At 41.9% G+C, this 13,160-nt stretch carries 14 protein-coding genes; 10 read left to right on the forward strand and 4 right to left on the reverse strand.

The window, feature by feature from the left end; genetic code table 11:
* The first annotated feature begins 44 nt into the window (after positions 1-44).
* From trmB to POV26_RS14365, 3 genes are read left to right on the forward strand one after another with little or no spacing between them, the layout of a single operon-like run.
* Positions 45-719 (forward strand): tRNA (guanosine(46)-N7)-methyltransferase TrmB, encoded by a 675-nt coding sequence (trmB, locus tag POV26_RS14355; protein WP_272857152.1) that lies wholly within the window; start codon positions 45-47, stop codon positions 717-719.
* Positions 720-757: 38 nt separating this feature from the next.
* Positions 758-1,384 carry a LysE family translocator gene (locus POV26_RS14360; RefSeq protein WP_272857153.1) on the forward strand — a complete coding sequence of 209 codons (627 nt, stop codon included), beginning with the start codon at positions 758-760 and terminating at the stop codon, positions 1,382-1,384.
* Positions 1,385-1,386: 2 nt separating this feature from the next.
* Positions 1,387-1,710, forward strand: coding sequence for an MGMT family protein (locus tag POV26_RS14365; RefSeq protein WP_272857154.1), 324 nt, complete (start codon positions 1,387-1,389; stop codon positions 1,708-1,710).
* Positions 1,711-1,768: 58 nt separating this feature from the next.
* On the opposite strand, the gene POV26_RS14370 is transcribed toward POV26_RS14365, so the two are convergent.
* A complete protein-coding gene (locus POV26_RS14370) occupies positions 1,769-3,091 on the reverse strand; it encodes a Fic family protein (RefSeq protein WP_272857155.1) in 1,323 nt (440 codons plus the stop codon).
* Positions 3,092-3,284: 193 nt separating this feature from the next.
* Here POV26_RS14370 and POV26_RS14375 point away from each other — a divergent pair, with 193 nt between their 5' ends.
* The 3 genes from POV26_RS14375 to POV26_RS14385 all read left to right on the forward strand — a co-directional run bounded on the left by POV26_RS14375 (position 3,285) and on the right by POV26_RS14385 (position 5,803).
* Complete coding sequence (locus POV26_RS14375) at positions 3,285-4,439, forward strand: Mrp/NBP35 family ATP-binding protein (protein ID WP_272857156.1); 1,155 nt, start codon at positions 3,285-3,287, stop codon at positions 4,437-4,439.
* Position 4,440: 1 nt separating this feature from the next.
* Positions 4,441-4,683, forward strand: a complete 243-nt coding sequence (locus tag POV26_RS14380; RefSeq protein ID WP_272857157.1) for a NifU family protein — start codon at positions 4,441-4,443, stop codon at positions 4,681-4,683.
* A 67-nt stretch (positions 4,684-4,750) separates the two neighbouring features.
* Positions 4,751-5,803 (forward strand): NAD(P)/FAD-dependent oxidoreductase, encoded by a 1,053-nt coding sequence (locus tag POV26_RS14385; RefSeq protein WP_272857158.1) that lies wholly within the window; start codon positions 4,751-4,753, stop codon positions 5,801-5,803.
* A gap of 85 nt (positions 5,804-5,888) precedes the next feature.
* Here the strand turns inward: POV26_RS14385 and POV26_RS14390 are convergent, their stop codons facing one another.
* Positions 5,889-6,617 (reverse strand): YoaK family protein, encoded by a 729-nt coding sequence (locus tag POV26_RS14390; protein WP_272857159.1) that lies wholly within the window; start codon positions 6,615-6,617, stop codon positions 5,889-5,891.
* Between the two features lie 211 nt (positions 6,618-6,828).
* On the opposite strand from POV26_RS14390, the gene POV26_RS14395 reads away from it, so the two are divergent.
* From POV26_RS14395 to POV26_RS14410, 4 genes are all read left to right on the forward strand, one after another.
* On the forward strand, positions 6,829-7,158 hold the full coding sequence (locus POV26_RS14395; protein WP_272857160.1) for a 2Fe-2S iron-sulfur cluster-binding family protein: 330 nt from the start codon (positions 6,829-6,831) through the stop codon (positions 7,156-7,158).
* 143 nt (positions 7,159-7,301) lie between these two features.
* On the forward strand, positions 7,302-8,645 hold the full coding sequence (locus tag POV26_RS14400; protein ID WP_272857161.1) for a porin: 1,344 nt from the start codon (positions 7,302-7,304) through the stop codon (positions 8,643-8,645).
* 30 nt (positions 8,646-8,675) lie between these two features.
* Positions 8,676-9,758: an imelysin family protein gene (locus tag POV26_RS14405; protein ID WP_272857162.1), complete on the forward strand. Its 1,083-nt coding sequence runs from the start codon at positions 8,676-8,678 to the stop codon at positions 9,756-9,758.
* 57 nt (positions 9,759-9,815) lie between these two features.
* Positions 9,816-11,195 (forward strand): di-heme oxidoreductase family protein, encoded by a 1,380-nt coding sequence (locus POV26_RS14410; protein ID WP_272857163.1) that lies wholly within the window; start codon positions 9,816-9,818, stop codon positions 11,193-11,195.
* 11 nt (positions 11,196-11,206) lie between these two features.
* Here POV26_RS14410 and POV26_RS14415 read toward each other — a convergent pair whose 3' ends face one another.
* Positions 11,207-11,917, reverse strand: coding sequence for an SGNH/GDSL hydrolase family protein (locus POV26_RS14415; protein ID WP_272857164.1), 711 nt, complete (start codon positions 11,915-11,917; stop codon positions 11,207-11,209).
* A gap of 178 nt (positions 11,918-12,095) precedes the next feature.
* Entirely contained in the window at positions 12,096-12,992 is an 897-nt protein-coding gene (locus POV26_RS14420) for a metallophosphoesterase family protein (RefSeq protein WP_272857165.1), read from the reverse strand.
* Positions 12,993-13,160: the final 168 nt, after the last annotated feature.

The following is a 13,160-nucleotide window of genomic DNA, read 5'->3' on the forward strand; positions in this document are numbered from 1 at the left end:
GCAGCGGTGTTATATTTCCTTAATTTTACCGAAAATTTTAAACTTTGGGAAGTAAAAACAAACTGAGACGCTTTAAGGAAAACGAGACTTTTGCAAACGTGGTGCAACCCTCGCGCGAGGAAGTGCTGGACGATTCGCTGAAATTAAAGGGAAACTGGCGAAAGGATTTCTTCAAAAACGAAAACCCCTTGGTTTTGGAATTGGGCTGTGGCAAGGGCGAATACTCCGTAAATCTTGCCAAGGCACATCCCGAAGTAAACTTTTTGGGAATAGATATAAAGGGCGCGCGCTTTTGGCGTGGGGCAAAAATCGCTTTGGAAGAAAACCTGAAAAACGTAGGTTTTTTAAGGACCCAAATTGAACTCGTGGACAACATTTTTGAGGAAAACGAAGTAGATGAAATCTGGATAACCTTTCCCGACCCACAGATAAAATACAAACGCACCAAGCATAGATTGACGAACGAAGATTTTCTTCAGAAATACAAAAAAATATTGAAGCCCGATGGCGTTGTTCATCTAAAAACCGACAGCGAGTTTATGCATGGCTACACGCTGGGGCTATTGCACGGGTTGGATGAAGAAATAGAATATGCCCATCACGACGTATATGGAAGCCAAGGAGCTCCGGATGCCGTAACGAACATCCAAACCTTTTATGAACGGCAATATCTGGAAATAGGAAAGAAGATAACCTACATCCGGTTTAAGTTCCGTTAGTTGGAAATTCAGTATATTCACAGAAACAACCGCCCTAAATGGCAATAATTTACAATTTATTTATAGGTTTTTTAGGCTCATTTATTGGGGTGCTTCCGCCAGGTTTGATAAATATGTATGCTGCCAAAATAAGTATGAAAGAGGGCAGAAAACGAGCCTTTCTTTTTTCGATGGGGGTGTGCATCACAGTGATGCTCCAAACATATATCGCGCTCATTCTTGCCCGTTACATAGGAAAACATCCCGATGTGGTTAGCATGCTTCAAAAAGTGGCTTTGGGCATATTTATTAGTCTTACCATTTACTTCATCTTTATAGCAAAGGATACCCGCAGGGAAATTCGCGACCACAACGAACATTCCAAAAGAAACCGCTTCTTTTTGGGGATTTTTATAGCAATGTTAAACATTTTACCAATCCCTTATTGGATCTATCTCAGCATCACTTTTTCGGCTTTTGGGATGTTTGCCTTTTCCCAACTTGAACTTTGGATGGCTGTAATAGCATCCGGTTTGGGCACTTATGCGAGCCTATCGCTTTATGTCCAGTTTTTTAGACCAAAGGAACATTCGCGTAAATTGAGCCTAAATATGAATTACGTTATAGGAATCGTTACTGCTGCAATTTCCGTTATAACATTATTGAAGATTTTAAAGGAATTTTAAAAATGTCCAACGAAGGTTTTTTTGAAAAAGTCTATCAAGTAGCGGCGCTTATCCCGTATGGAAGGGTAACTTCCTACGGCGCAATCGCAAACTATCTGGGGGCAGCCGGGAGTGCCAGAATGGTAGGTTGGGCCCTGAACGGAAGCAATAAAAAGGAAGTTCCCGCCCACAGGGTGGTAAACCGAAACGGCTTATTAACCGGCAAGCACCATTTTCAGGGAACAAACTTGATGCAACAACTTTTGGAAAGTGAGGGCATTGAGGTTGTTGACAATAAAATCCAGAATTTTGAGACTCTTTTTTGGGACCCGATGAAGGAACTTTGAAAATATTCAAAATTCAAGGTTCAAAATTCAAAATCTGAATGGACAAATTCCCAAATAATTACTTCTCGAATTTTTTATCAAAGGAATCCCCTTTCCAATAATTGGCGGTTTTTTGGTTGATTTTTACTTTCTTCAGAATATTTTTTTCAACCAAACTCTCCAAATCGGTTCGTGCAGTCTGATTGGTTACTGAAAATACAGTTTCTATTTCTTTTACGGTAAAATTTCTATTTGGGTTTTCCTTTATCCAATAAAGTATCTGGGCCTGTCTATCATTAATGTTGGGTTCCTTATAAAACTGCGCCAGATTATTTGCTTCTTTTTTCTTTTTGGCGACGTATTCCTTTAAATCCTCAAAAGCTTGTGTCAAAACTTTTACTTGATAATGGATAAAATAGGTTACATCCATATCATCAATCTCGGTATATAAATAGGCATTTTCATATTGTGTTTTGCTCTTCATTATTACGCGCGAAATTGAAAGATATTCGGTAAGCCAATAACCGTTCTTTAATAGATGCCAATAAAACAAGGCTCTCGCGGTCCTTCCGTTTCCGTCGGCAAAGGGGTGAATGTAGCCGATTAAGAAATGGAGAATACTCGCTTTAACGATGGGATGGATAAAATTTTCCTTTGGGTTATTGTTGAAAAACTCACAGAATGACCTCATCAATCCTTCCAATTCGTTGAAGGGCGGGGGCGTATGTACAATTTCTCCCGTTAAATCATTCATTACGTGTATCTCGTCATTATTCCGAAGCACGCCCACTTGATTCTCGTCCAAAGTCTTTTTGGTAACCAAACGGTGGATTTCAAACAATTTTTCCAGTGAAATATCTTCCTCCTTATGTTCGCTGATGTATTGGATGGTTTCGTAATTGTTCAATATCATCTGCTCGCTTTTGTTTTTTGGGGTCTTGTTTTTTCGCAACATCTCCTTCGCTTTTACGCGTGTTGTGCTGGCCCCTTCAATTTTGGAAGAGAAGATGGATTCTTCCATTAATGCGTTGGTCAGATATTTTTGTTTATCAAGTTCGTCGAGCAGTTCTTTTTTTTGGATTCCCGCGCCGAAGTTAAAGTCTAAGTAGTGAAGTTTTTGTTGGAGAAAGTCATTTATGTTATAGTTGAAGTGAATCGGTTGTCTTTTCCCAATTCGTAAATTTTTGTTTCTGAGTTGTCGTGTTGTTTTTGAAATATTCCAGAGTTGTTCCGCACCAATATTATTATCGCCTAAATATTTAACTTTATCCCAATAGAGATATTCTGATTCTATTTTAGTGAGATATTCATTGTTTACATTATTAGAGAGTGCAATTAATATTGTTGCATAAAATATATCAGTATCGGGCTCAATTTTAAATTCCGGTGCCTTCTCAATCATTATTTCCTAATTTTAAAAAAATTTACAAATATTTACAAATATACGGTTTTTGATGATATTTCCTAATTTTGCAAAAATTTACAAATAATAGGAAATCATTTTCCATAAAACTTACTGCGTTCCGCTACTGAATACTGCCAACTTATTTTAGTATATTTGCACTTTAGAATGAATCTAAATATTGTGATAAAAAATGAGCATTTCAAAACAAGATATCCTGAAAGCCCTTGAAACGATTACGGTCTCTGGGGAAGGAAAAAATATGGTAGAGAGCGGTGCCGTGCAGAATGTAGTAACCTTTGCAGATGAAATTATCGTGGACTTGAAACTTTCCACTCCGGCACTTCACATAAAAAAACGTGCCGAGGCAGATATTATTAAAACCATTCACGAAAAAGTGGATGCCAATGCCAAAGTACAGGTAAATATAAAGGTGAAAGCACCTGCAAAACCGCAAAATCCTAACTTAATTAAAGGGAAACCCATTCCGGGTATCCAAAATATAATTGCCGTGGCATCCGGAAAGGGTGGCGTGGGCAAATCTACGGTTGCTGCAAATCTTGCGGTAACGCTTTCAAAAATGGGCTTCAAGGTCGGTATTTTGGACGCAGATATTTACGGGCCTTCCATCCCGATTATGTTTGATGTGGCAATGGAAAAGCCACTTTCGGTAAATGTGGGCGGCAAGAGCAAAATGAAACCCGTGGAAAACTATGGAATAAAAATTCTCTCCATAGGCTTTTTCACCCAACCCGACCAAGCCGTTATATGGCGTGGCCCGATGGCCGCAAAGGCATTGAACCAACTTATTTTTGACGCCGCTTGGGGCGAGCTCGATTTTATGCTGATAGACCTTCCGCCGGGAACGGGAGACATTCACTTGAGCATTATGCAGTCGTTACCAATTACGGGTGCGGTCGTGGTTAGTACGCCACAAAACGTGGCCTTGGCCGATGCTCGAAAGGGAGTGGCGATGTTCCGCCAAGAAAATATTGACGTTCCCGTTTTGGGAATCATTGAAAATATGTCCTATTTCACTCCGGCCGTCCCGATAGCTATCGGGATTCCTGAAAATAAATACTATATCTTTGGGAAAGAGGGCGCCAAACATTTGGCCGAAGATTTGGAAGTGCCATTTTTAGGTGAAGTGCCTTTGGTGCAAAGCATTCGCGAAGCAGGTGATGCGGGTAGGCCGGCAGCATTGCAGACCGCAACCCCCATTGAGGAAGCTTTTGAGGAAATCACGAGAAATGTAGTGGAGGAAACCGTGCGCAGGAACGAGAACCTTCCGCCCACCGAAGCAATAAAAATTACAACAATGGCAGGTTGCAGCGCCGTAAAAAAATAATATGACAACGCAGGAACTAACAACTAAGGTAGAGCAGGCATTGGATGAGATCCGTCCGTTTTTGCAGAATGACGGTGGCGATATCGCCCTTGTTTCAATTGAGGATGATAAAATAGTAAATGTTCAGTTGCAAGGTGCTTGCGTGGGCTGCTCGGTGAACCAAATGACCCTTAAGAGCGGCGTGGAGATGACCATTAAGAAATACGCCCCACAAATTGAAAGAGTTGTTAGCATTTCACAATAGTGACAACGGTCATTTTTTAACCCCAATTTCAAAACTATTTTTGAACACAATAAAGAAATAGTCTTTCATGATTAAAACAGATATTCTTATCATCGGTGCGGGACCTACGGGTCTTTTCGCCGTTTTTGAAGCAGGATTACTAAAGTTGAAATGCCATTTAATCGATGCGCTCCCGCAAGCAGGCGGGCAGTGTGCCGAAATATATCCCAAAAAACCCATTTACGATATTCCCGGCTTTCCCGAAATATTGGCGGGCGAATTGGTAAACAATTTGATGAAGCAGATTGAGCCATTCCAGCCGGGCTTTACCCTTGGCGAGCGCGCAGATACTATTGAAAAGTTGGAGGATGGCACCTTTATAGTTACTACGGACAAAGGCACAAAACATCACGCTCCCATTGTTGCAATAGCAGGGGGATTGGGAAGTTTTGAACCGCGCAAACCGCCTATTACAAATCTTTCCGACTTTGAAGATAAGGGTGTGGAATATATCATCCGCAATCCTGAAATGTATAGGGATAAAAATATTGTTATCTCCGGCGGTGGCGATTCTGCCCTGGATTGGAGCATTTTTTTAACAGATGTTGCTAAAAGCGTCACGCTTGTGCATCGCAGGAATGAATTCCGCGGCGCGTTGGACAGTGTGGAAAAAGTACAGGAATTAAAGAACCTCGGAAAGATTGAATTGATAACCCCTGCCGAAGTAATTGGCTTGGTGGGAAAAGAGCGTTTGGAAGAAGTGGTTATTAAGCAGGGAGCTGAGGTCTTCAACCGTGAATGCGACCATTTTATTCCGCTTTTCGGATTGTCGCCAAAACTCGGCCCCATAGCCGATTGGGGCCTTGAAATTGAAAAAAATGCGATTAAAGTCAACAATGCTTTAGACTATCAAACAAACATCCCCGGAATCTACGCCATCGGCGACGTAAATACGTACCCGGGAAAGCTGAAACTTATTCTTTGCGGTTTCCACGAGGCAACCTTAATGTGCCAAAGCGCCTACCAACGAATTTTTCCAGATAAGCGTTATGTAATGAAATACACCACCGTTGGCGGCGTGGAAGGTTTTGACGGTAGTAAAAAGGAAGCTCCCAAGGCGGTGGTGAAATCTATCGATTAAGACGGAAAATTACTGTGGGATTTCTTATCGTTTCACTTCAATTTCAGATTTGAAAAAAATCTATTCCTTCTCCTTATCCCGTGTGTTACCGCAAATGCTTGCGTTGTATCTGATACCACCCAAAACGCAGATCGTCGAGAAACAGGCTTAACAATAAAATAAAGGCTCCTATCAAGAGTGTCTTCAGTTGAAGATTCCATTCAATATATAGAAATCCGGCCACGAGACCGCCGCCCAAAAAGGAACAAATAATATAGATGCGCAGTTTAATATTGGCATTAAGGGTTTTGCGGTCGCGATGGCGTTTTGGAAAAAAAAGATAGGACAGATCAATCCCCAGGTCGGTAAACAAACCCGTTAAGTGGGTAGTGCGCACTACGGCATTCGAAATTCGTGTAACAAATGAGTTCTGCAGGCCCATCGTAAACAAGAGCAGACAGATCAACAGATTTGCGTGATCCATAGCCCACGAAAAGTTTACAAGTCCTACCGTAGATAGGAGCAAGATTTCTATAAAAGTAGGCACTACAAAAACATTCAACTTTCGGGTGGTTTTAAACTGTTCTATCAAAAGACTTGCAGCCATGGAGCCCGCCAAAAAGGAAAAAATATAAAGAAAATAGACAAATCCCAACCAGAGACTTCCTTCGGCTAAATCTGCCACAAAAAATGTGAAATGACCGGTAACGTTGGTGGTAAGTTGACGAAAGGCCAAGAATCCAGCTACATTTACCATTCCCGCGACAAAAGATAGGACAACCGCAATGTGCAGATTGTGTGCCATAGTACGGCTCTTACCTTGATGCTTAAACATATTGTTGTTTTATTGGAAATAAGGAACCACTATTGGAATGGTTGCATTTTTCCCTTCAAAAATAGCCCGAAATATAATAAAATAGATTTCGGCCTTCGCCTAAATTTTGTTTTTCCTGAGTCAAAATCTGCCATTTGTATTACTTTTGAAATTTCGTTCCCAAAACGTGGTTTCTTCAATTAATTGATCTGAATAATTTATAAAACAGCGCATGAAAGACATAAAAATAACCATTACCGATCGCCAAGGGGTAAAACACCAAGTAGATGCCCCTACCGATATGAACATGAACCTCATGGAGGTAATACGTTCCTACGAGCTGGCTCCCGAGGGCACCATCGGCATCTGCGGCGGTATGGCCATGTGCGCTTCCTGCCAGTGCTATGTGCAGAGCGACCACCCTTTGCCCGAAATGGGCCAAGACGAAGACCTGATGCTGTCCGAGGCCTTTCACGTTCAGGACAACAGCCGGTTGAGCTGCCAAATATTTATTACGGAAACCCTCAATGGATTGGAGGTTGAGCTTGCGCCCGAGGCTTAATACCTGTACTTTCACTTCTTTATTCCTATATCCGTAAGCGAATCTTCCCAATTAAAAATTTGAAATAAAATTTCTTCAAAAAAATCATATTTTTATTTGTATTAAGTCTAAATAAGACTAATTTTGTGCCCTAAATTTTTAGAATGAAGGGATATTTAGTGTCTTTTGCCCTGTTGCTATCAGGGAGCGTTTTTTGTCAAACCGTGTTGGATTCCACGACGGTGGCACAACTAAAAAAGGAGATCAAACAGGAGTTACGCGAGGAAATGCGTGCGGATTCCAATCTTCAAAAAAGCCCGGTCTTTAGCTTTAGGAATTTCAGTTTAAAAGGCTACGGAGCCATGAACTACTATCATTTTGATTTTGATACCGATCCCTCGCTAAAGGATAAAATAGATCTGGAACGCCTAAATCTGTATCTCGGCTATTCTTTTTCTGATAAGATAAGCTTGAAGTCGGAAATAGAGTTTGAACACGGCGGTACCGGGGCCTCGATAGGCTACGACACCCAAGAGGAATTCGGCGAGTTTGAGGACGAAATTGAAAAAGGGGGCTCGGTAAAATTGGAGCAGTTGTATGTAGATTTTAAAATAGCGCCTTATTTTAATGTTCGCGCTGGCCGTATGAAGGTGTATTTCGGGCTTTCACAAAAACTGGATGAGCCCACCTCATACTTTACCACCTATCGTCCCGAAATGGAAAACGAGATACTTCCCCTGGGTTGGTATGAAAACGGAATCTCCTTTTACGGTACGTTTGCCAAAAGATTTTCATATAAGGCCTATATAGTAAGTGGTCTGGATGCTTCGGGATTTTCCTCACGGGGCTGGATAAAGAATGGGTACCAGCAGCGTTTTGAGATGAACAATGCTGAATCCTTCGCTTTTGCCGGCCGTTTGGATTATTATTTTGGGGCCAATGACCATACGTTTATAGGGATTGCGGGCTATATTAATGACGCTGCCGCAAACCGTCCCAAAAAGGATATGAACAAAAGTGCCTACGTAACCATAGTGGAAGGGCACATAAGTTATGACGAAAAAAATCTTCGCTTTAATGCCGTTGCATTATACGGCAATCTTGAGAACTCCGATGTCGTTTCGCAGAAAAACGCCAATCTTTCCAACAATCTGGGGGTAAAAAGAACCCCGGTCGGCAAAAATGCTCTTGGTGTTTCTGTAGAGGCAGGCTACAATATTTTGCCACTTTTCGCAAGCCGAACTTCCCAAAAACTATATCCGTTTCTGCGTTATGACTATTACGACACCATGCAGGATGTGGAAGGCGCGATAGTTAAAAATCCGCGTTGGGAACGAAGTGCCATTACGGGAGGGGTCAACTGGTTTGTGCATCCGCAAATTGTTGTAAAAGCGCACTATTCAGACAGAAAATTGGGTTCGGAAAATTACGATCCCTCAACCCTGCAATTTACGGGGAACAAACAACACGAAAAAACATTCTCGGCCGGAATAGGCTTTACATTTTAAACCATTCAAATAATCTCTAAATAAATTTTAATGAAAAAATCAATCTTTATACTCGCTTTGGCAATTGCAGCTCCTTTCGGTTTTACCAGTTGTAGCGATAACGATCCACCACAGGAAACACAAGAAAACAACGACGAACTTTATAAAGAGGTCTTAACCAATCTTTCTTTAAGAGTTATTACTGAAACGTATAACCAACTTTACACCAATTCGCTTGCTTTGGAACAGGCTGCTAATGCAATGGCTGTTGGCGATGAAGCCGCCTTGGAAACCGCGAAAAGCAAATGGCAGGACACCCGTGCCCCTTGGGAGGAATCGGAAGGATTTCTTTATGGCCCCGTAGATACCGAAGGAATCGACCCCGCGATAGATTCCTGGCCTGTTGACGTAAACGCCATCAACAATGTTCTCAACAGTGGCAACCCCATTACCCAATCCTTGCTTGAAAGCAACAACGAAGCAAGAGGTTTCCATACGTTAGAATACTTTTTTTGGGGCTTGGACGGCGATAAAACAGCCACCGATCTTACTGCTCGCGAAATTGAATACATAAAAGCCGCTGCTTCCGATTTGCGTTCAAAAACTGAACAGTTGTATTTTGGATGGCTGCCATCTCAAGGTAATTTTGCCTCAAACTTTATAAATGCTGGGGAAAGCGGATCTGTATATACTTCAAAAATAAATGCACTTTCTGAAATTGCTGAAGGTATTGAGATTATTGCAGATGAAGTTGCAAACGGAAAAATTGAGGAACCACTTAACGGAAACAATGGTGGGCCAAGACCAGAAGCTGAGGAATCGCGTTTCAGCAACAACTCAAAATTAGACTTTGCCAATAATATCCGCAGTATTGAGCATATTTATCACGGCGACTTTAATGGGGTGCAGGGCAAGGGTCTTACTGATATTGTAAGCGCCAAAAACCCAAACCTCGATACTGAAATTAAAACGGCTATTTCTGAAGCCATTGTAGCTATTGAGGCCATCCCCGGAACCTTTACCCAGGCCATATTCGATAACCGGGCCGAAGTGGAGTTTGCCCAGGGCAAGGTACTTGCTCTTTTGAATAAATTGCAATCACAGCTTGTGCCTCTTATTTCAAATTTGAATTAGCAACTAATTCCATAACGGGCTGCTATTTTTAGGCAGCCCGTTTTTATATTTTTTTCTATGAAGCGTTATTATTGCCTTTTACTATCCGTTCTTCTATTTTCATCTTGTGCCAAGGATTCTGATTCAGTATATGAACCTTTGCCGAATTTACAGGAACGTCTTTTGGCAGGTGGAGAAACCACGGTATTTTTGACTTCCAGTAATGCTTTTAGTACGCCGGCAACCAATTTGTCGGGCTCCAAGCTGGATTTTCATTTGGATGGCGATTTTCAATTTGAAACCGTGTTCGTTACAGCGCCCGCCCCTGTGAACAGTGGCGTGGGTCCTATTTTCAACAATTCATCCTGCATTGGCTGCCACCCCAAGGATGGTAGGGCACCTTTCCCGAATGATATAAACAGCCTGAGTGGATTTTTTTTACGGACAAGCATGCCGGGCACAGGGGAAAACAATGCACCTATACCGGTTCCCGGATTCGGGAAACAGATCCAGAACCACGCAATTTTTGGGTATGAGCCCGAAGGGAAATTCCACGTTTCCTACACACCCATCGTTGAGACCCTTGCCGACGGCACGCAGGTAACACTCCAAAAACCTACATATTCCCTGTTGGACACCTACATTCCTTTTCCGGCAGAGGCGCAACTCTCGCCGCGATTGGCTTCCCCAGTATTCGGTTTGGGTCTTTTGGAAGCCATTCCCGAGTACTATATTTTGGCCAATGAGGATGTAAACGATGCTGATGGCGACGGAATTTCGGGAAAGGCCAATTATGTGTTCGACCATCGTTCCAATTCGGTACAACTTGGCCGTTTCGGATGGAAGGCCAACACCGCTACTATTATGGAGCAGTGCGCCGGCGCTTATGTGCACGATATGGGCGTTACAAATACGTTATTTCCTTTTGAAACTGGCTATGGCCAAAGCAACGGCAGCGATGGCTTGGGCGACGATCCCGAAATATCGCAAGCCCTTTTGGACGAGATAACGTTTTATTGCCAAACGCTGGGCGTTCCCGCTCCAAGAAATTTGGACGATGAAGGAGTAAAACGAGGTGCTGCCCTTTTTGACCAGATACAATGCGCAAAATGCCATATTCCAAAAATGATTTCTGAAAGTTTTTCAGTGGCCGAGGTCGCCAATCAAACCTTCTATCCTTACACCGATATGCTCCTGCACGATATGGGCGAGGGGCTGGCCGACAATCGTTCCGATTTTCTTGCCAATGAGCGCGAATGGCGCACCAGGCCTTTATGGGGAATTGGTCTGACACAGGTGGTAAACGGCCATACCGATTTTCTCCACGACGGAAGGGCGAAGAACATTACCGAGGCTATTTTATGGCACGGTGGCGAAGCGGAAACCGCGAAGAACAATTTTAAAAATCTCACTACTTCGGAAAGGGAGGATTTGCTGAAATTTATAAACTCGCTGTAACTTCTTTCTGATTATTTCAGAATAATTTTCGCAAACGGAAATAGCTGATCCACAAACTTTTTATAAGCTACTTCTGAAGGATGCAGGCCGTCCGGAGCGACCAACGTAGGGTTTTCCAAACCTTTTTGGGTTATGGGAGTTATATTTTCAAAACGCACTCCCTTTTCCTTGGAAATCATTTCTGCGAAGGCATTGTAGTTTTTCAGTTCCGAAGTAATTTTTTCGGCCTTGCCAGATTTTTGTCCGAATGGCGTAAAAGCATAATCGGGAATGGATAGTACGATCACATTTTCCTTTTTTCCTTTTGCGAATCCGATAGCCATATCAAGCAATTTTGGAAATTCTTCTTCGTAAAGCGAAAAGGTTTTTCCTTGATATTGGTTGTTCACGCCAATGAGCAGGGTTACCAAATCATAATCTTTTGAAGGATTTTCCGCGGCGATTGCCCCCAACAAATCTGTAGTGGTCCAACCTGTTTTGGCAATTATTTTTACCGAGGTTTTTTCCTTTAAGGTATTGTTTAAACTATCGGCAAGTTGCTTCGGATAATTACAGTCGCCGCAAACGCTTTCGCCTATGGTATAACTGTCGCCGAGCGCCAGATATTTATAGGTTGTTTTTTCCGAAGAAGCATTCTTTTTTGAAATTCCGCAGGAAAACGAAACCAAGGCCATTAGTAATATTGCAATTTTAAAATGGATCCTTTTTTTGATATTTATCATAAACTGAGAATGAATTTTTTCCAACTAAACCCGAGGGTTTACATATTTATAGGTAACGATAGCGGTTTCGATATTCGACCCTTTCGGGGTCGTAGAAACCATTGCTATCGGGATTCTATAAATATACAATTCCTTCGGAATTGGTTTCGTTTTATAATTTTAAGTACGATAAAAGCTGCTATTCAGTTTTATAATCAATCAGTTTTTGCGGTCCTTCCAGCAAGACCCGCACAACTTTAAGCGTGCCGTCCTCCGTGGTGGCAATCTGCCATTTTATAAGGGAAATTTCGCCATTTTCTATTTCCAATCCCGTGATGCTACGCGGGTGTACGCAGCTTCCGTCGTTAAAAAAGGCAATGTCGCCCGGCTCGGGAAAACGCGGTCTGTGGGTATGGCCAATGACGGTAAAAAGGTTTTTATTTTCAATAATCCAACGTTTGGTGCGTCTTTCAACTTTAATTAGATTTTTATAGTTTTTAGCGGGACTGGTGGGATCGCCAATCCCAAAAATCTGCAATTGCCGCCAAAGTACGCGCACCATAAATCGGTTGAATTTCCAACCAACATAATTCCACCAATCGGCTTGGTGGCCGTGCATCATGAAAATTTCCTGTTGGGTTTCTTCGTGTTTCAGAATAAGGCCTTCCGTAAATTCGATCCCCGGAAAAAGAGGTGCTTCTTTATTTGTTATTTTATCAAAATAGGTAAAGAGGTTTTTTTCCACATATTTTTTGTTTTTATAGACCATATCGTGGTTTCCCACCAATCTATAAAGCCTTCCTTCATTGAAGAAAAGTTTCATCAAATCATACACATTGTGGTGGGCTTCAAAAACATCCTTAAAGAAAATATTTTCCCAAAGTTCGTCGCCATCGCCTATTTCGCAATACGTAAAGCCTTTTTTATAATAATCCTGCAGCGCGTGGAAATAGATGTTACGGTTGTTAGCAAAATCGTCCGCAAAACTGTTGTCGCCACGGTGGCAATCGCTGAAAATTATGAATTTTGAATCGTCATTGAAAGAAATCCGTCGGGCGGTGCGGTAAGCGCGATATATTCTGGTTTTTGAGGACATCGGTCAAATGTTTTCTGAAAGATACAACTTGCAATAGAAACAAAAGAAGCCGTCTCAAAACCTGGGGCGGCTTTTTCTATTAAAAAGCTTGCTTAAAAATTGGTTATTTTTTATCTTTAAGTACTGACAATCAAAGATATGAATACCAATTTTCAATCCTACAACCAA

This window comes from Aequorivita todarodis (assembly GCF_028561335.1).
Classification (GTDB): Bacteria; Bacteroidota; Bacteroidia; order Flavobacteriales; family Flavobacteriaceae; genus Aequorivita; species Aequorivita todarodis.